This window comes from Paenibacillus sp. sgz302164 (assembly GCF_056120505.1).
The window spans coordinates 185,549-206,548 of the sequence record NZ_JBVYOL010000009.1 but is presented as its reverse complement, the minus strand read 5'-3'; the positions used below and the strand labels follow the sequence as shown (position 1 = coordinate 206,548).

Below are 21,000 nucleotides of genomic sequence, written 5' to 3'. Positions count from 1 at the left end.
TCCGCGGAGTAATCCTCATTATATAGAACCGGAACCGGGCTTTCAAATGAAGCCCGTACGTTCAAGATTACTGTTGCTAATGATGAACGTCTATAATCATCAGGGCAGATTATCCCCGCAGAGCGCTTTAAAAAGGGCTGTTTTAAGGCAAGTCTATGATGGTTGCTATCCATATCAAGGATACGAGAGCAAGTATAAAATATATAGAAGAAAGGAGGGAAAATTCATGCCTAACTTTGCAGCATATAATCTGGACCCCAATCAATTGCAAACCTTGATTTTCGGAAGCGACGGGACCAATACCCTTGCAATCAATACGGATAGTACCGGCCGCATTAACATAGGTGCTGTGAATACGGTAACTGCTGTGCTGGGAGCTACTATCACCGGCGGGACCGTTTCGGCTACTATCGTTGGCGGGACGCTTAGCGCTGTTGAAGCTGTTACCGTCGTTGGCGGTACGCTTAGCGCGGTTGAAGCCGTTACTATCGTTGGCGGTACGCTTAGCGCAGTCGAAGCCGTTACTATCGTTGGCGGTACGCTTAGCGCAGTCGAAGCCGTTACTATCGTCGGTGGGACTGTTTCCGCTACGATCCTTGGCGGCACTGTCTCGGCTACAATCCTTGGCGGCACGCTCAGTGCGGTCGAAGCTGTTACTATCGTTGGCGGCACGCTGAGTGCGGTCGAAGCTGTTACTATCGTCGGCGGGACTGTTTCCGCTACGATCCTTGGCGGCACTGTCTCGGCCACAGTCCTTGGCGGCACGCTTGACGCTATATCGGCTGCTACCATTGTCGGCGGCACGCTCAACGCTGTGCAAGCTGCTACCATCGTCGGCGGCACGCTTAGCGCGGTCGAAGCCGTTACTATCGTTGGCGGGACGCTCAGCGCGGTCGAAGCTGTTACCATCGTCGGCGGCACGCTTAGCGCGGTCGAAGCTGTTACTATCGTTGGCGGGACGCTCAGCGCGGTCGAAGCTGTTACTATCGTCGGCGGTACGCTTAGCGCGGTCGAAGCCGTTACTATCGTTGGCGGGACGCTCAGCGCGGTCGAAGCTGTTACCATCGTCGGCGGCACGCTTAGCGCGGTCGAAGCTGTTACTATCGTTGGCGGTACGCTCAGCGCGGTCGAAGCCGTTACCATCGTTGGCGGTACGCTCAGCGCGGTCGAAGCCGTTACTATCGTCGGCGGTACGCTCAGCGCGGTCGAAGCCGTTACCATCGTTGGCGGAACGCTCAGCGCAGTCGAAGCCGTTACTATCGTCGGCGGTACGATTTCCGCTACTCTCTTGGGCGGAACCATCACAACCATATCTCAAAACAACTTCAACCAATTCAACGCACTGGGCTTTACGGTCAGCTCAACTTCCTACACGCCAGTTCCCGCAGCCTCGCTTATGCAAAACACGTACCCATACAAAGTCTACTCTTACTTGGTTTATAACAATGCAGGCGCCGTTACCGTCGATGCCCGTGTTGAAATCAGTTCTGACGGATCGCGTTGGCTTGTCGACTCAACTATTACCGGCTTGTTGACAGGAGGCATTCTGACGCCAATTCGATTTGCTAAATATACCCGGATATCTCTGGCAACAGAGGCAGTCGGTTCCGCTACTGTAGACGTTTATCTCGATGCACAAGTATAAATCGAATTCATAAAATGGAGGATGACGACTGTTATCCTCTTCTTTTTTTGTACGCGAAAAAGTTGAAAATGGAGTTGTTGCATGGTGACCGAACTTGCCATTGTGCTGCTGCACGTTGACAGCGAAAAGCCGGCTGCTACCCCGGACCCGGACGGGCGGCCGCCGGTAATTGCTTTTGATCCGGATCATGGCCATACATGGCAAAAGGTAAAAGAGCAAATCGCCCGATCGGGCGCGGCAAAAATTTTCGTCCAATTTTCCAATGAAACCATTGCCATTCCGCAGCACGGCTGGACATATATCGAATGGCCCTCCCGCCAATACCGCCGGTTATACGACGCCGGTGATCTTATCGCATCGGCCTCCCCGCTGGCCTGCATCCCGCTTTCCCCGCTCCTTGCCCTGCCCGATCTTCATATCGAGACACGGGAAATCCGCGACGGCGAGCATGGATGGGCGGATGCCCGGCTGCTCTATTATTTTGATGCCAATAATTGGATCAAATTGGAAAATAAACTAGAAAAAGACGACGAAGACGCAGGCCGTCTGTTTGCCCTCTCCTGCTTGTACGACAAAACAAACCGCATCGAAGAAGCCTATGCGACTAGCCGGAAGGCTTTGTCCCTGAATGCCGCAGGCCCCGCCCCGGCGGAACAGGGCTGCGATACCGCAAGGCTGTGGCTGGCGCACGGCCTGCATACAGCGCAATGCGGCCTCCACGAAGAAGCTGCCGCCGCCTTCCGCATGTCCGATGCCGAACGGCGCAGCATGGAGCCGCTGTATGGCTGGGCCGATGAGCGCATGCGGCAAGGTTGGACCGGCGATGAAGCGACCGCCCCCATCGAACAGTGGCTGGAGCATGATCCGGATAAAAAGGAGCGGCTCATTTTTCTTTTGCATAAGATCGGCAGGTATGAAAAAGCTTTGAAAATGCTCGAATCCGCGAAAAACACGGCCCCTCCGCTTATCCATATCCGCTTTGCGTGCTTGATCCGGGCCGGGCGATTGTCCGAAGCCGTCCTGCTAATCCGCGGCATGGATGACGGCTACCGCAGGGCGTTCCCGCAGGACGACCTGATGTGCAAGCTGCTGCTCGCCGATGACAAAGCCGCCATGACCATGCTCGCCGATGCCCTCGCGCCACATGAGCTCCAAACGCTGCTGGAGCGCACGGTCGAGCTGCGCCTGTTCGAGCGCGCCGAGCAGCTGCGGCCCTTTCTCGCGAACCCGCTATCGCTCGCCTTCGCCCTGTTCGACTACGGCTACGTCATGCGGGCTGCCGCTTATTTTCTGCAAGCTTTGAAAGACAATGCCCTTGACCCGGCGGGATACCGCTGTTTGGCGGAAATTTTGTATTACCGGGGGGCCTATGAGCAGGCGTCGGGGATGTTCGAGTATTTGCTCGCCCAAAAGCCCGATGACGCATCGCTGCGAACGGCTTTGGCTCTGGCCTGCTTGCGGCAAAGCGAGGCGCTGCTGAGCGAATCGATGTCGATTTTTCCGTCTTCCGTCTTTTTGCGGGAGGAAGCGGATAAAGTTGCAGCAGGCATACGAAAAATGGAGCAAAGCGCAGCCATCACCCGCTGGAGATGGGCGGAAAGGGCGAATTTCCATGAATAAGCCGCTGATTTCCCTCTGCATGATCGTCAAAAACGAGGAGGATGTCATCGCCCGCTGCCTGGAGAGCGCCCGGGATGCGGCAGACGAAGTGATCGTGATCGATACCGGGTCGACGGACCGTACGGTGGAAATCGCGCGAAACAGCGGGGCCGCCGTCCATATTCGCGAGTGGCGGCGGGATTTTGCCTATGCCCGCAATGAATCGATCGAACTTGCCGCCGGGGAATGGATTTTGATGCTTGACGCCGATGAAGTGCTGGAAGAGCAGCACGGGAAGCTGCTGCGCCACATGGTCGCGAATTCGCCTCATGCGGACGGATTTTTTGTGCGGATCGTCAATTTTATCGGTACGGAGGCCAAGCACGCGGGATCTTCAGTATCCGCTTCGCTCCGTTTGTTTCGCAATAAGCCCGGTTATCGTTACGAGGGGCGCATACACGAGCAGATCGTGCAGCCGATTCTGAACGCGAATCCGGCGGCACAGCTCATCTACTCCGATATTCAGGTGAATCACGGTGGCTACCTGCCCGAGGTGGTGCAAAAGAAAAACAAAGTTCAACGCAATATGGATCTGCTGCTGCAGGAATTGGAGGGCACCGACAACGAGAGCTTTCACCGCTACAATCTCGGTGTCGAATATATGCGGGCAGGCGATTATGCGCGGGCTTTGGAGCAATTCACCTTGTCCCGAACGGTCGTGGACTGGCGCATCTCCAGCTTCGGGCATGTCGTCGTGCTTCGCGAGGCGAACTGTCTGCAAGCTCTCGGCCGCTGGGAAGAGGCGGTTGCATTGCTGAGCAAAGCGGGGGACGTTTTGCGCGATTTTCCCGATTTGTTCCTGACGCTCGGCAGAATTCACTATCAGCAGCGCCAGTGGGAATCTGCGGCGGGAGCTTTCCGCAAAGCGATCGACATCGGCGAGGCTCCGCCGAACTATACGTCCGCCAGCGGCGCAGGAACGTACAATGCCAGTTTCCATCTGGGCAAAACTTTGGAACAGCTGGAAGACTACGACGGTGCCATAGAGTGGTACGCGAATGCGTTAAGGCTGAACTCCGGCCTGATTTCGCCATTTTTGCGGCTGATCAGCCTGCTGGCCCGACTGCACGATGCGGACGGCCTCGCGGACAAAATGGATCGGCTGTTTCAAATGGCTACGCCGAAAACATGGTGGAGCATCGCGCTGGCCTATTACCAGCTTGGCTTGTACGCGCAGGCGGCGCGCATTTTGAAGGGCAAGACGCTGCCTTTGGACAAAAAGGAGGAGCGCCAGCTGCTGCTGCTGCGCTGCCAGCTGCTCGTCGCCGACCGCAATCGCGGGCAAAAAGAAGCCGAAGCGGCCGTCCACCGCAAGCTTGCGGCCCGAAAATCATTCTATACGGCGCTTGCCCGCAACGACGACCAATCCGCCGCGAATTGGCTGGATCGTATGAAGGCGGGGCCGGAGCGAAGTTCGGCCCAGACGGACTCCTCGCCCAATCAGACGCGAGAGCTTATGCTGAACCTCCACGCCTATCTGCTGCACGAGCAGGGGCAGACCGACATTCCGCTGCATTTGGAAGCGGCCGCATACAGTGCTTTATGGAGCGAGTTGTATTTTCTGTATATGCTGGCGGCCAAAGAGCATCTATTTGCCCTGCAGCAGCGCGTTCAGGCCTACTGGCGGCGGCTGCTGGCCGTTCTGCCGGACCCTGTCCAGCGTTTAAAAGGCCGTTACGAGCTGGTCAAAACGGTGCATGTAAGAATTTACCATATTATTCAAAATGACAACGCCGGCCATCCCTATGCCGCCCTTTGGAACGATGTCAGGCCCCGGCTGCTGACGCTGATTGACGATTTGCTCATGGAGGAGGTGAATTGACGATGCCAACCGTGTCATTGTGCATGATTGTCCGCAACGAAGAGGAGCACATCGGAGCGTGTCTGGCTGCGGCACAACCGTATGCCGATGAAATGATCGTCGTCGATACCGGGTCGCAGGACCGGACCCCCGCCATCGCGGAGCAGCACGGCGCCAAGCTGTACCGGATGAAGTGGAACGACCACTTCGCCGAAGCGCGCAACTATGCGATGAAGCGGGCATCCGGCGGCTGGATTCTGGTGCTCGATGCCGACGAGCGCCTGCATCCAGCCGATCTCGAACTGTTCAGGCGCTGCATCGCCGATGAAGCCGTCGGCGGCTATCTGGTGACGATACGGCATCACCGTTCCGACCTCCCTGACGATTACGAGACGGACTCCGTATGCCGGCTGTTCCGCAACCTTTCCGGCCTCGCCTACAGAGGCCGCGTACATGAAGATATCGGCATGGCGCTGTCCTCCCGCTATCCGCAGCTGGCCATCGTCCGCTCGGAGCTGGTCGTCTCGCACTACGGCTACTTGCGCCGGGTTGCGCAAGCCAAAGACAAAGCGGCCCGCAACCGCAAGCTGTTGGAGCGGGCCGTTCGCGAAGAGAACGATCCTTATTACTACCGGTATGCGACCGGTGTGGAATCGTTCTTGCAAGAGCAGTACCCCGAAGCGGCCAGAGAGCTGGCCCCGCTTCTGCCGCTCGTTCCCCCGTCCGCCGGATACGCCGCGGACCTTGCATATAAGCTGGCCTACGCGTATTGGCGGTCGGGCCAGACTGAAGCGGCGCTCCGGGCAGCGGAGATGGGAATCGTCCGCGATCCGCTGCAGGCGGATCTGCAGGAGCTGCACGGCGTCCTGCTGCTGGAAAGCGGACGCCCCGAAGAGGCCCGCCACCGCTTGGCCCGTTTCGCCGCAGCGGCTTCCTTTTCCGATGACCGGCAGCGCGGCCGGCTGCATTACTGGCAGGGGCTCGTTCACGCCCAACTGGGCAATTGGCGGGAAGCGGCAGCCTGCTTGGAACGCTGCCTGCACAGCGGCTTGTACCGGGAGCAGGCGCTGCCCCGGTGGCTGGATCTTGCCCTGCTCGTCCACCCGATCGCGGAGGTGTTGTCCAAACTTGAAGCGGCGCTGCACGGCGTCAAGACTGCCGACGTCCTTGCCGCTCTGGGGCGCTATGCGGTGAAGTGGGGGCTTGGGGGCGATCTGCTGCCCTTGCTTGAATCGGCGGAGCGGGCGGAGGAAGCCGCCGGCTCCAGGGAGCTCTCGTTTCTTCGTGCCGTCATGATGGCACAGACGGGCGAGACGGAGGCCGCGGACGGCATCCTCCAGCAGCTTATCCGCGACAAGCCGGAAAGGCATGTCATTCTCTATTTATGGGCGCTGCACAATATCGGAGCGGAATCGCAGGTTCAGCTGAACCTGCTGTACGGCTTCCCCGACACCGAGCCCGGGTTTGCCGCGTTCGCCGATCTGCTGCTTCGCGGGGAGCCTGTGCCGGAGGCCCTCGAACCGCTGGCGGAGCAGGCCGCCTATGCGATGCTGACGATGGGGGCCTGGTCCGGCTTTCTGCTCGTCTGGCAGCATGCCCGGGCCGACGACGTTCCACGAGCCTGGCGTCCGGCCGTGTACCGCTCCCCGGCGCCGGTGCGCGCCGCCGTCTGGCACAAATGGGCCTCCCGCATCGGCGAAGACCGGCACGGCCAGCGCTTGTTTGCCGCTCAGTTGGCCTATTCGCTCGGCAACAAGGAAGCATGCAAACGTCTCTTCGAACAGTTGAAGCGGGACCTGCCGCAGCGCCTCGAACCCCGCATCGGCTTATACGGCTTGTACGCCGGCTCGGACGAATGGGCGCCATTCCTTTTTGGGGCCGACCTGTGATTCCAGCATCTGCGGCAGGACAGCCCGGCGCCAGAGGACCGGTTAACTAACCGGCCGTCTGCGCCTGAAAATATATATCCAGCGTCGTCGGCTGGTCCGGTTCCTTCGATTTGACGCTGAAGCGCGTATATTTCAGATACCGGATCGGCACGACGGCCAGCGTGGAGCCGGGCGCAACGGTCATCTGCGAATCCAGCATAAAGTCCGATCCGTTCGGACTGATCTCGACCTTTACTTCGCTCGGATGATGCCCGCGGTTCACAACCGCGTACGAATAAATGCCCAGCAGGGAAGAATTGACCGATAGCGAGGGCTTCCACTCATTCCCCGTCTTGACATGAAGACGTTTCTGATCGATAAACTTCTTCGACTGCACTTGAATCTTAACGTTCCGGGTACAGCATCGTTTGCGCCGCCCGGACAACTTCAGTTTGCCGCATTTGGAACAGCAAGGAATCCGTTTCTTGCAGCAGTGACGGCGTTTTGCCGTTTTTATTTTGCATCGGCAGCAGCAGCAGGGCGGCTTTTTGCAGCAAGCGGACTTGTTTGGCACAGACATCCCGGGCCCTCCGTTCTTACCGGATAATTCCCAACATATTCGGGGCGGGCATATGCCGCAACGGCTTTTTACCGGGGCGGGCCAAAGAATAGGCTACACTTTGATTTGCCGAATCGACTCCCGCATTTCGCGCGTCAACCCGCTTAGCTCGGCGGCAAAATCGGCAATGTCCCGCGCCGTCTTCAACTGCTCGTTCGCAAGTTCGCTGATTTGCTCCGAACGGTCCGAGGAAGACCTTGCAATATCCGCGATGCCTGTCATGCCGGCCGTCACTTCCTCGCCTCCTGCCGATATTTGCTCTGTCGATGCCGAGATATCGTAGATTTGCCCGGCGATATGGCGGAATCCTTCCAGAATGCCGGCAAAAAAAGCATCGGCTTCGCCGGACTGTGCCGTCCCTGACTGGATTTCTTTCATCCCCTGATCCATCGATATCCCAATCCGCTGCGATTCCAGATATATGTTTTGCAGCAAGCTGCCGATCGCCTGAGCCGATCCGGCGGCATTATCCGCCAGCTTGCGCACTTCGCCGGCGACGACCGCAAACCCGGCCCCGTGCTCTCCCGCTCTGGCCGCTTCAATCGAGGCGTTCAGCGCCAGCAGCTTGGTCTGTTCCGCAATGTCCGCGATGGACGAAAGCGCGATGCCGATTTCCTGGGAATGCCCTTTCAATACGGACACACGGTCGATCGCTTCTTCCGTTGCGGAAGCGATGGTTCGCATTTGCCGATGGATGCCTTGAACGATCGACTTGCCGGCTTCCGCGTCCTGCAAAGCCTGTGCCGAAGCATCGGATGCCGTGAGCGACGCCTCCGATATTCGCTGAATGGCGGCCGTCATTTCTTCCATGGATCGCGCTTGTTCATCCGTGCTTGCTTGCTGCGCGCCGGCGCCTTCCGCAACGGCCTGCACCAGCTCATTGACATGGGTGTTCAAACCAAGCATGTGACGAGCTTCCCGGGCAAACCGCTCGGTCGACTCCGCGAACCGGTCAGAGGTATGCGCAACTTTGGAAACAATACCGCCCAGTATTTCATTCATATTGTTCGACATTTTGAAAACAGCCTGATACACGGCTCCAATCTCATCGACAGACCGGACGGAATGCTCCGACAGCAACCTGTTTGCTTCGGCCAGCTCACCTACGGCCATGCGCTCCGCCCCCGCAACGATTTGGCGCAAGGGGCGCAATGCGCGCGATACGAAAAAAACGATCCAGCCAAGTCCAAGCAGAGTCAACATTAGCATAAGCGCATAGAGAAACAGATTGCTTTTGATAACGCTGCCGGCGATGCTTTCCGTGACTTTCGCATCCGTATCGATGCCCAGCACCGCAATGACAGTTCCGTCGGCGCGTTTGACCGGCGCATAGGTCGAAATGTATTTGCCGTATTTCGGGTTATCGATCAGCGGCGAGCTGGCGGTTGTCCCTTGCTGCAGCGCTTTCACCGCATTCTCCGGTATATCCGTCACCTCATTGATCGGTGAAGCGCTGTCGGAATCCTTCGGTTGGCCGTCGATCAGGATCAGCGGCTGACCCTTTTCGTCGATGCGCGCCAAATATACATACAACGCTCCGATTTGCGTGCGGTACCGGTCTAATTCCTGACGGATCGACCAATACAGCTCGTTTTCCTGCGGGTTCTTCAAAAATTGTCCAAGCCTGTCCGTATCGATCTGCCGGGCGTAGCTGTCCGACATCCGTATCCCGTAGCTGGAGATAGCTTCCGTCGCGGCTTTTTCCGCATTGCTTACCTCCATAATCATGTAACCGGCCGAAACTGCACAGATGACGGTTATCACCGCCAAAACAATACGCCAAATCAATCGTTCCCGAATCCATCTCACAGAGCGAAACATAACCCGACCTCATCCTTTTTTAATTTTCGATGTATTTCGACATTTCACCGCGCTTTCCCTGCGTTATTCAAGCCAAAAAAACCGGACGGGCTCCAGGCCCATCCGGTCTTGCAATACTATTCATCCGGCGAAATGAAGCCGGTACCAGGCTGCCGCCGCTTCGACCTCGGCATGTGTCAGCCGGTGCCCCTGCTGCTCCCACTTCACGTCTACGGCTGCTCCGGCTTTCTCCAATATGTTTTTCAGCTCCTCGGTTTCCTGAGGGGAGCAGATCGGGTCGTTCAGCCCCGCTCCGATGAAGCAGGGGATTCCCGTCAAATCCGGCAGCCGGACGCCGCGCCGCGGCACCATCGGATGATGCAATATCGCGCCCCTGAACGAACGCTCGCAGTGGAACAAAAGGCTCCCGGCAATATTCGCGCCGTTGGAATAACCGACCGCTACGAGGTTGTCGCGGGAAAACCCGTACTCCTCGGCAGCCTGGTCGAGAAAATCGTGCAGTTCCTTCGTCCGGAGCAGCAGATCCTCCTCGTCAAAAACCCCCTCGGCAAGCCGCTTAAAGAAACGCGGCATGCCATTTTCCAGAACATTGCCCCGAACACTCAGCACCGGAGAAGCCGGCGCAATCTGTGCGGCAAGCGGCAGCAAATCGCGCTCCGTGCCCCCGGTTCCATGCAGCAGCACTAGCACCGGGGCGGCCGGATCCGCCCCTTTTTGAAAAATATGCCTCATGATTGGTCCTCCTTCAGCACCCGCACCTGAATGGGCGGCAAGTTTTTCTCGATTTGAGCGCGGTTCGCTTCGAACCATTCGGGCAGCATCAGCTTTTCGCCCAGCGCCTCAGGCTGCTCGTCGCGCGTGAATCCCGGCGGGTCAGTGGCGATTTCGAAAAGCACCCCGCCTTCCTCGCGGAAATAGATCGCGTTGAAATACTGCCGGTCGATGACCGGTGTCGGATGAAATCCGCTTTGTTCCACATGGCTTCTCCACAGCAGTTGATCCGCATCGTCTTTCGCCCGCCATGCGATGTGATGGACCGTGCCGGACCCGCCCGCGCCAAGCGCCATTGCGGTGACGTTCACGTCGATGACGTTGCCCAAATCCCCGGCGGCTTTAAAACGGGCGTAGGCGCCTTCTTGCCCCACTTTTACAAGACCCATAACATGGACGAGCAGATTCGCCGTTTTTTCCGGTTCCGTACTGTAAAGGACTGCTCCTCCGAAACCTTTGATCGCTTTGTCCACGGGGATGCCTCCGAACGCCCACCCACTCTGCGGCCCTTCCTCGCGCTCAACAATTTCAAGCTGCAAGCCCTCGCTGTCGCTGAACTGCAGGGAAGTCTCGCCGAATCTCACCGTTTTGTCAACGCTGATGTTGAATTTCGCCAGGCGCTCCTCCCAAAAAGCGAGCGAACCCGCCGGCACCGCGTACGAGGTGATCCCGACCTGGCCGGCTCCGATGCGCCCCTTGCGGGACGTCGCCCACGGGAAAAACGTAATCGCCGTGCCCGGACTGCCGGACTCGTTGCCGAAATACAGATGATAAACTTCCGGCGCATCGAAGTTGATCGTTTTTTTGACCAGCCGGAGTCCCAACACCCCGGAATAAAAATCGACGGTTCCCTGCGCGTCTTTGACAAAAGCGGTAATGTGATGGATACCTGTAGTTTGCTGAATTGAGTTCATTTGAAATATCCTCCTAAATGTTTAAGAATCTTAATATTAAGATATGGGGGGTGAAAAAGGAAGCAGCCGCATTCAAAAGATGAAAACCAGCTACTTATACGTTGTCTCCGCGTACTTCCCCAGCTTCTTGAGCAGTTGTCCGGCGACCTTCTTCTCTTCCTGAGTAAGTCCGTCAACAGCCTTGTCAATGACATCGGCATGCTTCGGAAATACTTCTTCGATAAAAGCGCAGCCTTCATCGGTAATTTCGGCATAAATCAGCCGCCGGTCATCGGTCGAAGCCTTGCGTTTCACGAACTGCTTCTTCTCGAGCTTATCGACGACATAAGTAATGTTGCCGCTGCTCATGAGCACTTTGCTCCCGATTTGCTGCAGAGGCTGCGCCCCCTTGTGGTACAGCATCTCAAGCACCCCGAATTCGGTGCGGGTGAGGCCGTTCTTCCGAATATCCCGGTCCGCGTGTGCGTTGACCCATTGGCTCGCTCTGGCGAGCGCAATATATAGATTTAGCGAATCCTCTTTCGCATTCAGCATTCGGATCGTCACTTCCTTGCCATTCATTTATCTTCATATAAAATATCTTAAATTTAAGATACTTTATTTTCAGCTAATTGTCAACACCCAAAAAGCTGCTTTTGCAAGCAGCCGGGGTTTTCGCTTATATTCCCTTCGGATTTGCCGCTCCGGCTCGGGTAAACCTCTCCAGCAGCCAGACCAAAATCCACGCGGCGATCGTGACAGCAACCGTCGTTATCATCGTGCCTCCTGCATGCAGGAGCAGTGCCGGAATCCAGACGATGCTCAGGAGCAAATGCACCTTGCGCATCAGCGGGTTGCGGGCTTTTCTGATCATCCATCCGTACCCTGCCAGCGCCAGAAGTATGAGGAACGAAGCCAGGCCGGTATAAATTTTGTCATCCTGCAGCTTGGTAATTAAATAATAGACGCCATGCACGACGACAAGCACCAGGGCGGTCCATCCCACAAACTTATGTACGTTGTACAGGAGTTTCCCCAGCTTTTTGACGGGAATAGAGGAAGAAGTCAGCTTCTTTTTAAAACGCAGCCACGAAAAACTGACAGCCCCGCAAATAACGGCGATAGTGCCCATCAGTTTAAAAGGTTCCAGTTCTTCTTTCCGTCCGCCTCTCGGGGGCATTCCTCCTCCTCCTCCGTCAGGCGGGGCCGGGTGAGAACTGTGGGACATGGCATAAAACGAATAGGCGATCAAAATCAAGCTTGCAATGATCACAATAACAGCCGGAATAGCTGCAGTTTTGCTGCGTGTCATTTGGGTTCCCTCTCTCTTCAATTTGCTTTTTCCCTATACTATCATCGCTGCCTGAGTATTTTATGAGTGCAAACTGAAAGTTCACTGAGAGAACGCCGGACAACCCGCCTACTGACCCCCGCCCCGGCCATCGTTCTTTAAAAACACCTGCATCTTCTCCAGCAGCCGGCTCCATTCCACAGGCTTCGTATCGAAGTCGTCGCAGCCCGCCTCGAAAGCCCGTTCCCGATCGCTGGCCATCGCATGAGCGGTTAGCGCAATGATCGGGATGCCTTTCGTTTCCGGGGACTCCTTCAACAGCCGGATCGCATTCCAGCCGTCCACTACGGGCAGGCTCAAATCCATAAGAATAAGATCCGGAGACTCCGTCCTCGCCGCGTCAATGCCCTGCTGCCCGTCCACCGCTATAACAACGTCATAGCCTTTGCGCGATAACCGGCGGGACAACATGTCCCGGTTCAACTCATTATCTTCGACTAACAAAATTTTATGCATCGTCCGCTTCCTTTTCGCTTGGTTTAGCCGCTTGCCGCCCGGCGCTCCGGGATATGCTTGTCCAGTACGGAAATGAACTTGTCCCTATTGACCGGCTTAATCAAAAATTCCGATGCGCCGAGCGCGTAGCCGAGATTCTTGTCATCGGTCATGGACATCACGATGACAGGGATGCCGGACAATTCGGGATCGTTTTTGAGCATGGTCAATACGGACCAGCCATCCATTCCCGGCATCACCACATCCAGAGAGATGAGCGCAGGACGCAGCTCCTTGGCCAGGCGCAATCCTTCCCGCCCGTTATGGGCGAGGGCCGCCCTGTAGCCCTCTTTGCCGAGCACGCGCCCCATCAGTTGGAGCATAGCCGGGTCGTCATCAATGACCAATACGGTTTTGCCGTCCTCCCGCGGCAGAGGGCTCAAGTCGGACAACGGCTCGCCCATGCCGTCCTCTTGCCGCTCCAATGCGGGCAGCCAGGCGGTGAAGGCGGTGCCTTGGCCGAACTCGCTTTCGACGGCAATGCGGCCGCCCATCATTTGGCTCAGCTTCTGGCTGATCGCCAGCCCCAGCCCGGTGCCTCCGTATTTCCGGGTCGTCGACGAATCGGCCTGCTTAAAGGCTTGGAACAAGCCTTTCATCTGGTCCGGAGTCATGCCGATCCCCGTATCCTCGATGCTGAACGCATATCCCGGACGGCCGTTCCCGATTTCATGGCGGACAGCCAGCCGGATTGTGCCATTTTTCGTAAATTTGGCGGCGTTGCTCAGCAGATTAAACAAAATCTGCCTCAGTTTCGTAACGTCAGTCCTCATCTCTCCCTGGGGAAAATCGACTTCCAGCCGGTTGCCCCTAGCCTCCACCAGCGGATTGATCGTAGTCACCACTTCGCGGATCAGCGTCGGAATATCGCATACCTCCACATAGAGATCCGTTTTGCCCGCCTCAATCTTGGAAAGATCCAAAATATCGTTAATGAGCGCCAATAGATGTTTGCCTGATTGATGGATTTTGTTCAAATCATCCGCAAAAGCCTGCTCGCCCAAATCTTCGGCGTCTTCTTTCAGCATTTCGCTGTACCCGATAATAGCATTGAGCGGAGTGCGCAGCTCGTGGCTCATATTGGCCAGAAACTGGCTTTTGATCAAGTTCGCCTCAATCGCTTCATCGCGGGCTTTGGACAGTTCCGCCGTCCGCTCTTTGACCAATTCCTCCAACTGATCGTTCAATGACCGCAGTTCTTGGTTCACTTTGTAGATTTCTCGCGTTTTTTGCTCGGCAATCCGTTCCGCTTCTTTGCGCGCCGTCTTTTCCCGTTCCAACTGCCTGCGAAGAACTTCAATTTCCTCCATCTATTTCACTTCCGCTTTCGTCAAGATAAACCGGATCTACTAATAACGCTCAAAAATGCGTCCACGACTTGCGGGTCAAAATGAAACCCCCGCTGCTTCCGAATCTCCGCCAAAGCTTCCTCCTCCGTCCAGGCCCGCTTATAAGGGCGTTCATGGGTGAGCGCATCGTAAAAATCGGCAATCGCCACAATGCGCCCGGCCAGCGGAATATTTTCTCCGCTCAGCCCGTACGGATACCCAGTGCCGTCCCACTTTTCATGATGCGACAAGGCGATCGTCCGGGCCAGCTGCAGGACGGGAAATTGGCTTCCTTCCAGAATGCTCGCTCCGATCGTTGTATGGGTTTTCATCTGCTCGAACTCTTCGGGAGTGAATTTGCCCGGCTTCAACAATACTTCATCGGGAATCCCGATTTTCCCCAAATCGTGCAGAGGAGTAGCCCGCTCAATGAGCCAGACCTCGTATTCGGGCAAACCGAGAACCGCGGCAATGTCCTTGGCCATTTTGCCGACTCGCTGCGTATGCTGTCCGGTCTGATCGTCGCGAAATTCGGAAGTTCGTCCCAGAAGTTGGAGGATTTCCACCTTAGCTTGGTCCAGCTCCAGGGTCCGCTCCTGAACCCGCTGCTCGAGCAGTTGGTTCTGGGCATGCATTTGCAAGTGGTAGTACCGCGTTTTCAGCAAGTTGTTAATGCGTAGAACGACTTCCGCCTTGTCGAGCGGCTTTGTAAGAAAATCGTTCGCACCCAGATGCAGCGCTTCCTGCCGGGCCTCCTGGGTCACATCGGCGGTAAGCACCACTTTGGGCAAATAATTGACCTCATGGGTGATTTCCTTTAGACGCCTGAGCACCTCGAACCCGTCCATTTCCGGCATATGCAAATCCAATAAAATAATATCCGGTTTGATATTGTTATATAAAATCTCCATTTGCTTGGGATCTGTCGTACAGTGCAAATTGGTGAAGCCTGCACGGCCCAGTATCCGCTCCAAGAGACTGATATTAAACTCCTGATCGTCGATAATCAGAAAATTGGCGCTTTTCATCCATATTTCGTCCATATATGTACTCCGTCCCCATTCGTGCGCAGTTGACTGATAATTGGAATTCATACTCTCACACACTGATTATAGGTGATAAGCAGGGTTTTTGACATACATTTATGGCAAAGAAACTATCAAAAAATCGAATAGTCGGGAATCCTGTTAAAAGCCGGCGAACGCTTGCCGCCAAAGCCGGCGGTGCCGTTTGTTACTGCGGCTTGGCAGCTCGCAAAACCTGCGAAAACCCCCATGACGACGCAGACGTCACCCCATAGAATGACTGCGTCTATTTTCGTATAAAGTGAGCGAAAATGCAGCTCTTTGCTCGTTGGTACGCCGGCGGCGAAATATTCCTGCCAATGTCAAATCGTACGAGAAAGTCGCGACACTTTTGTTAGGGATAGGGGGACCAGTAGGGCCGAGAATTGGGGCACTCTCCCGGTGTCGGTCGTGGAACCCCGTGCAATTGGGCAGAAGGCAGCTTGGCTGGGAGAAAACCTGCGAAAGTGCAGGTTTTTCCTATGGAATAGGCTTGTTTTTGCGAAAAACCTGCAAAAGTGCAGGAATTTTTGCTGAAAGTGACTCTGAGCCCATGTGTTCGGTGAAAAGCCTGCACTTTTGCAGGAATTGTTCGCGGCCAGCGATTACGGGCGCAAATTCATGTATTTTTGCAGGTTTTTTTCGTGCAGCCGGGCGGCGATTGCGGTTGTTATCGCCTCGCGACGCGGGGGTTTTTCCGCTCACATTCGCGCTTCGGCCCGTTTATGCACAGTCGCAGGCTTTTCGCCAAACGAGCCATTTTCACGGAAAAACCCTGCACTTTCGGGCACTTCCAAGCACTTTCGGGAACTTTCGCAGGTTTCTGCGCGCTGCCACTAATGCCCGGCTCCGTCGGACGCGGGCGGGTTTTCCGACAGGTTCAGCCGAAGCTCGGTTGGCCCGAAGCGTGTTATTTCTCCTCCATTTGGGAACAAATAAAACAAAGAACTTTAAAGGAGATCCGCGGATGAAAATATATATTGTCTACGACAGCGAAAACGGCCATACCGAAGCTTTGGCCCGCTCCATTTCCGAAGGAGCCCGCCAGGTGGAAGCTGCCGAAGTGTTCATCTATCATGTGAATGACGCGAACGTTGAGGATTTGGAGCATATGGATGCCATTATTTGGGGATGCCCGGGCCATTTCGGAACGATCAGCGCAGGATTGAAAACGTGGATCGACAAGCTGGGTTATTTGTGGGCGCAGGGCAAATTAATCGGCAAAATCGGAGCGGTCTTCTGCACTACAGCCACCGTGCACGGGGGGATCGAATCTACGATGATTAATTTGATTACGACCATGCTGCATCAAGGAATGATCATCGTGGGCTTGCCTGGAAATATAAAAGAAAACGCGCTGTACGGCTCTTATTATGGCGTGGGAGTCACATGCCCGGTGGAAACGTCCCTTGCAGACCCGCCCAATTTGCCTTCTGACAATGATTTGGCCCTGGGAAGAGCGCTCGGCAACCGCGTAGCGACGATCGCCCGAAAATTCACACAATGATCGAACGACAGGGGGGACAGCGATGTACATTGTTTTTTTCATCCTCATGATCGCCGCCTTGATTGTGTTGATCATCTTAAATATGAATGCAACGAAAAGCGCGAAAAACAAGCCTGACGTTCAACCTGACGTTCCAAAAGCCCGGGAAACCGCTGAAAAGTATATCCCGGCTGAAAAACAGGAACGGATAGAGCCGCCGCATGAAAAAATCCCCCCTGCGAAGCCGCTAGCCGCATCCGCAGGCGAGCACTCGGACAGCGATTACCGGCAAGCCTTGCTCAAGCTATCCGGGCACGCGCCGCCTGACGATACACCCGGCGAACTTGCCGATCAAGCGGCCGCGGCAGAATCCGCGGCGCCAAATACCGACGAAGCCTACCGCGAAGGCTTGCGCTCTTTTTCGCAGCGACAAGAAGAGAAGGACTAGCGGCCTTGACCGCAAGCACAGCCCGTTATAAAGGCACTATAGCCCAAATACCCTCTGCCCGGTCAGAGGTTATTTGTCGTTCCATCCCGCCGCCGGCGATTGAATTTCCATCCGCGGATGTTTTAATATTAGAAATAACTATGTTGCGTTGGCGACAGTTCATATTGAGGATTGAGGTGGCGAGAATGAGCAAGCCTTTCATTGCAGTGACCCCGTTGTTCGATAACCAAAAGGACAGCCTCTGGATGCTTCCTGGGTATTTGGATGGCATCGTGCGCGCCGGCGGCATTCCGGTCATGCTGCCTTTACATATTCAGCAGGATGAAATCGTCTCCCTGGCTGCGAAATTCGACGGCTTTCTTTTCACCGGCGGACAGGACGTTCACCCCAGCCTTTATGGCGAAGAAGTCCAAACGTACTGCGGAGAAACGCAGGCAGCAAGGGATGCGCTCGAAACCGCCTTGTTTCATGAAGTGTTGAAGCTGGATAAACCGGTTCTCGGAATTTGCAGAGGCTTGCAGTTCATGAACGTATCGCTGGGAGGGACGCTGTATCAGGACATTCAAACGCAGCATCCGTCATCGAAGCAAACAACACATAAGCAAGGGCACCCCTATAATGAGCCCTGTCATTCGGTCGAAATCATCGAGGACACGCCATTGTTTACCATTGTGAAGAGAAAATCGCAGGAAGTGAACAGCCTGCACCATCAGGCTATCAAAGACGTATCCCCCCAATTAAGAACGTGCGCGGTATCCGAGGATGGCCTTGTGGAATCGGTCGTTATGCCCGGCAAAAAGTTTGTGTTTGGCGTACAATGGCACCCGGAATTTCTTTATGAGCGGGATGCCGCTTCATTGAGTATTTTTCAGGAGTTCGTAAAACACTGCCAGTGAGATAACCAGTGAGCCTAAAGCAGGGCTGACATCCAGGGTTTTCGTCCAAAAAGGACGGAGCGGCCTTGGATGTCAGCCCTAAAATCAAATGGACGAAAAAAGCCAGTTTTCCCCTTAATGGGAAATACTAGCTTTTGATTTCCAAAATGTGTCTTAGCGTATATTTTGTCTTATTCCTCTACGATTGCCACGGGACGAACCCAGCCGGCGCTCGCTTTTTCTACTTTGACCGGAAAGCAGCAGACCTTGAAGCCGAACGGCTTCGGAATGAGCTCCAAATTGGCCAACTTCTCAATTTGGCAATACTCCCTATCCTTGCCGATATAGTGCGCTGCCCAAAGAACGCCGTCCCTCGGCTTCTGTTTATATGATTCCGCCTGAAGGTTGAGCGGGATATCCCAGCCCCAGCCGTCGGTGCCGACTACCTTGATGCCTTGGTCCAGCAGCCATAACGTGGCTTCGGCCGATACGCCGGCGTGAAGAAACGCATAATGTTCGTGATACAGCCGCTTATCCGCATCGCTTCGGATGAGCACGATATCAAACGGCTTCAGTTTGTAGCCGATGCGGTTCAACTCCGCGGCGAGATCGTCCGACGTTATCTCATAGCCGGGCGGCTTTGAGCTGAAATCGAGCAGCACGCCGTCGGAATAAAACCACTCTAGCGGCAGCTCGTCAATCGTTTTGGCCGGTTTGCCTTCCGAAGTCGGCCAGTAGTGCCAAGGTGCGTCGATATGCGTGCCGGAATGCGTGTTTAGCGTCACAGTTTCCGTCGCCCAAGCCTTGCTTTCCGGAAAATCGTCCGGCCTTAGGCCGAGCACCGCTGCCGCTTGCAGCGCGCCGTCACTATGGCTCGAATACTCGATCTTCGCCGCTATCGGCTCGCGGATGCGGGGACTTATCGGCACGCTCAAATCGATGAACTTCATCACGTTAACCCTCGTTTCTTGTTTAAAGTGTTGCGATTCATGCCCATTATACCATGTTGTACCAGTGGTATTTGTTATGGGTTTCGTCATGCTTAACCCAATGTTTCAGGAGTTACAATCGCTCGATTCCGCAACCCGCATTCACTTCCATTCCCATTGTCATCGTCCGGTGAATAGGCGCCCGCTTGCACGACCGGAGGGAACCACGGAATCGGGCATGCGGCTCATGGAAAATCGATCGTCATGCACCAGCATAAAGGATCGCTTCCCCCACAATGAGGGCAACAACCTCCCGTATATGTAATTCTAGCTGTATCTGAATGAAGCACACCATAGTCAGTAACCGGTTCGACGCCCGGGATCGGTTCGCCGTCCGGGATCTCCCGCACTTTCATGTCCGACCACTTTCCGCTCCAGGAACAGATACTGCATTTTAGAATCTCTTCCGAAGGGTTCAGCGCATTCCGGATGACGAGTATACATTCTCTACTGTAGGTATTACAAGAAGGACAATTGTGTTTTTTCATGATTGATCACCTCTCACACACTTAAATTAGCATGATTCGGTAATACCATCAATACTCACAGGATGCCCTCTTGCAGCGAGCGGCAGATCAGTTGGGCGAACAAGCTGTTGGACCAGGCGAACCAGCTGCGGGTGAACACGTTCGGATCATCGGCATGGAAACCTTCGTGCATGAATCCGGTTCCTCCGTCGGTAGCTTCCAGCATGGCGATCGCTTCCAGCTTTTCTTCCTTCGTCTCGGCCGTTATGCCCTGCATGGACAACGCCATATGCCAAATGTAGTTTTGCGGCGTGTGCGGACTGCCGATGCCCTTTGCCGCCTTGCCTTCGAAGTAATACGGATTTTCCTTGCTCAGCGCGAACCTCCTTGTATTCCGGTACACGGGGTCATCCGCGGAGACATAGCCCAGATACGGGATGGAGAGCAGCCCCGGTGTGCCCGCATCGTCCATCAGGCAGTAATTGCCGAAACCGTCCGTCTCATAGGCGTAGATTGGACCGAATGCGGGATGGCGGTAAATGCCGTACAACTTGATGCCGCGGTCGACAACGCGCTCAAGCTCCCGCAGTTCGGCCAGAAAATCCGCATCGCGGAATATCCATTCGGCAAACTCCTGCATGTGGCGCAAGGCTACGACAGCAAACATGTTCCCCGGAATGTTGTAGTGGAAATCGCAGGCGTCGTCGCTGGGACGGAAGCCGGACCAGATCATGCCGGTGTAGTTGACCGGCATGCCGAGGCCGCCATTTTGAAGCGAAGACTCCAAAATGCCGTCGCCCCGCGTGAAGCGGTACGGAGACAACTCGGCGTGCCGCTGTTCCCGCTTGAACAGATCGACGATCGTTCGCAGCGCGGTTTTGAAACCGGCGTCGAAAATATCGGTCAAGCCCGTCTCCTTCCAGTAAGCGTACGCCAGACGGACGACGAAGCACAATGAATCGATCTCAAACTTCCGCTCCCACACCCAGGGCGACATTTCGGGACGATCGCTCGCATCCCAGTGCCAGTCGTTAGCTGACTCATTAAAAGCGTTGGCATACGGATCGATCCCGATGTACTTGACGTGGCGCTTGATCAACCCGCCGATAATACGCTGGAGATCGGGGTCCTCCTTCGCGTAGGGAACATAGTGAATGACCTGCTCGACGGAATCGCGCAGCCAGCAGGCCGGAATGTCGCCGGTAATGACGAAGGTCGTGCCGTCATCCATCAGTTTCGTTGCCGTTTCCAGCGTATTTGGAAAACAATTTCTGAACAGCTCCGCCAGCTTCGGCCGGTGGGCCAGCTTTTCCTCCACCTCGGCCATTGCCTCCACAATGGACTGCGGCAGCGGCAGCTTCGGCAGCAGGATGCGGGGAAGTCTGAAACGCTCCAATTCAATCACGCCTTTCTTGTTTTT

The 21,000-nt window shown here is 55.5% G+C and carries 19 protein-coding genes; 7 read left to right on the top strand and 12 right to left on the bottom strand.

Annotated features, from left to right (window positions below):
- Window positions 1-226 precede the first annotated feature (226 nt).
- The 4 genes from AC0LWT_RS17050 to AC0LWT_RS17035 all read left to right on the top strand — a co-directional run bounded on the left by AC0LWT_RS17050 (window position 227) and on the right by AC0LWT_RS17035 (window position 6,994).
- Window positions 227-1,645, top strand: coding sequence for a DUF6385 domain-containing protein (locus AC0LWT_RS17050; RefSeq protein WP_474682454.1), 1,419 nt, complete (start codon window positions 227-229; stop codon window positions 1,643-1,645).
- A gap of 81 nt (window positions 1,646-1,726) precedes the next feature.
- The gene (locus AC0LWT_RS17045) at window positions 1,727-3,265 is read left to right on the top strand and encodes a tetratricopeptide repeat protein (protein WP_474682453.1); all 1,539 of its coding nucleotides are present in this window, start codon (window positions 1,727-1,729) and stop codon (window positions 3,263-3,265) included.
- Entirely contained in the window at window positions 3,258-5,126 is a 1,869-nt protein-coding gene (locus tag AC0LWT_RS17040; RefSeq protein ID WP_474682452.1) for a tetratricopeptide repeat-containing glycosyltransferase family 2 protein, read from the top strand. The genes AC0LWT_RS17045 and AC0LWT_RS17040 overlap by 8 nt, the downstream gene beginning before the upstream one ends.
- Before the next feature lie 2 nt (window positions 5,127-5,128).
- Window positions 5,129-6,994 (top strand): glycosyltransferase, encoded by a 1,866-nt coding sequence (locus AC0LWT_RS17035; protein ID WP_474682451.1) that lies wholly within the window; start codon window positions 5,129-5,131, stop codon window positions 6,992-6,994.
- A 46-nt stretch (window positions 6,995-7,040) separates the two neighbouring features.
- Here AC0LWT_RS17035 and AC0LWT_RS17030 read toward each other — a convergent pair whose 3' ends face one another.
- The 10 genes from AC0LWT_RS17030 to AC0LWT_RS16985 form a co-directional block, all read right to left on the bottom strand.
- Window positions 7,041-7,370: a DUF6385 domain-containing protein gene (locus AC0LWT_RS17030; protein ID WP_474682450.1), complete on the bottom strand. Its 330-nt coding sequence runs from the start codon at window positions 7,368-7,370 to the stop codon at window positions 7,041-7,043.
- A gap of 7 nt (window positions 7,371-7,377) precedes the next feature.
- Window positions 7,378-7,530, bottom strand: a complete 153-nt coding sequence (locus AC0LWT_RS17025; RefSeq protein WP_474682449.1) for a hypothetical protein — start codon at window positions 7,528-7,530, stop codon at window positions 7,378-7,380.
- Window positions 7,531-7,646: 116 nt separating this feature from the next.
- A complete protein-coding gene (locus AC0LWT_RS17020; RefSeq protein ID WP_474682448.1) occupies window positions 7,647-9,413 on the bottom strand; it encodes a methyl-accepting chemotaxis protein in 1,767 nt (588 codons plus the stop codon).
- 120 nt (window positions 9,414-9,533) lie between these two features.
- Entirely contained in the window at window positions 9,534-10,145 is a 612-nt protein-coding gene (locus AC0LWT_RS17015) for an alpha/beta hydrolase (protein WP_474682447.1), read from the bottom strand.
- Complete coding sequence (locus tag AC0LWT_RS17010) at window positions 10,142-11,098, bottom strand: ring-cleaving dioxygenase (RefSeq protein WP_474682446.1); 957 nt, start codon at window positions 11,096-11,098, stop codon at window positions 10,142-10,144. Before AC0LWT_RS17010 ends, AC0LWT_RS17015 begins: the two co-directional genes overlap by 4 nt.
- Before the next feature lie 90 nt (window positions 11,099-11,188).
- Window positions 11,189-11,632: a MarR family winged helix-turn-helix transcriptional regulator gene (locus AC0LWT_RS17005; protein ID WP_474682445.1), complete on the bottom strand. Its 444-nt coding sequence runs from the start codon at window positions 11,630-11,632 to the stop codon at window positions 11,189-11,191.
- A 124-nt stretch (window positions 11,633-11,756) separates the two neighbouring features.
- Window positions 11,757-12,389, bottom strand: coding sequence for a hypothetical protein (locus AC0LWT_RS17000; protein WP_474682444.1), 633 nt, complete (start codon window positions 12,387-12,389; stop codon window positions 11,757-11,759).
- Window positions 12,390-12,497: 108 nt separating this feature from the next.
- Complete coding sequence (locus AC0LWT_RS16995) at window positions 12,498-12,884, bottom strand: response regulator (protein WP_474682443.1); 387 nt, start codon at window positions 12,882-12,884, stop codon at window positions 12,498-12,500.
- Window positions 12,885-12,907: 23 nt separating this feature from the next.
- On the bottom strand, window positions 12,908-14,233 hold the full coding sequence (locus AC0LWT_RS16990) for an ATP-binding response regulator (protein WP_474682442.1): 1,326 nt from the start codon (window positions 14,231-14,233) through the stop codon (window positions 12,908-12,910).
- A gap of 20 nt (window positions 14,234-14,253) precedes the next feature.
- On the bottom strand, window positions 14,254-15,294 hold the full coding sequence (locus AC0LWT_RS16985) for an HD-GYP domain-containing protein (protein ID WP_474682441.1): 1,041 nt from the start codon (window positions 15,292-15,294) through the stop codon (window positions 14,254-14,256).
- A gap of 988 nt (window positions 15,295-16,282) precedes the next feature.
- On the opposite strand from AC0LWT_RS16985, the gene AC0LWT_RS16980 reads away from it, so the two are divergent.
- The 3 genes from AC0LWT_RS16980 (at window position 16,283) to AC0LWT_RS16970 (ending at window position 18,145) form a co-directional block, all read left to right on the top strand.
- On the top strand, window positions 16,283-16,822 hold the full coding sequence (locus AC0LWT_RS16980; RefSeq protein WP_474682440.1) for an NAD(P)H-dependent oxidoreductase: 540 nt from the start codon (window positions 16,283-16,285) through the stop codon (window positions 16,820-16,822).
- 22 nt (window positions 16,823-16,844) lie between these two features.
- Window positions 16,845-17,249, top strand: a complete 405-nt coding sequence (locus AC0LWT_RS16975; protein WP_474682439.1) for a hypothetical protein — start codon at window positions 16,845-16,847, stop codon at window positions 17,247-17,249.
- A gap of 185 nt (window positions 17,250-17,434) precedes the next feature.
- Window positions 17,435-18,145 (top strand): gamma-glutamyl-gamma-aminobutyrate hydrolase family protein, encoded by a 711-nt coding sequence (locus AC0LWT_RS16970; RefSeq protein WP_474682438.1) that lies wholly within the window; start codon window positions 17,435-17,437, stop codon window positions 18,143-18,145.
- A 170-nt stretch (window positions 18,146-18,315) separates the two neighbouring features.
- Here the strand turns inward: AC0LWT_RS16970 and AC0LWT_RS16965 are convergent, their stop codons facing one another.
- Both AC0LWT_RS16965 and AC0LWT_RS16960 read right to left on the bottom strand, forming a co-directional pair.
- On the bottom strand, window positions 18,316-19,074 hold the full coding sequence (locus AC0LWT_RS16965; RefSeq protein WP_474682556.1) for a cyclase family protein: 759 nt from the start codon (window positions 19,072-19,074) through the stop codon (window positions 18,316-18,318).
- 582 nt (window positions 19,075-19,656) lie between these two features.
- On the bottom strand, window positions 19,657-20,976 hold the full coding sequence (locus tag AC0LWT_RS16960) for a glycoside hydrolase family 125 protein (protein WP_474682437.1): 1,320 nt from the start codon (window positions 20,974-20,976) through the stop codon (window positions 19,657-19,659).
- Window positions 20,977-21,000 lie beyond the last annotated feature (24 nt).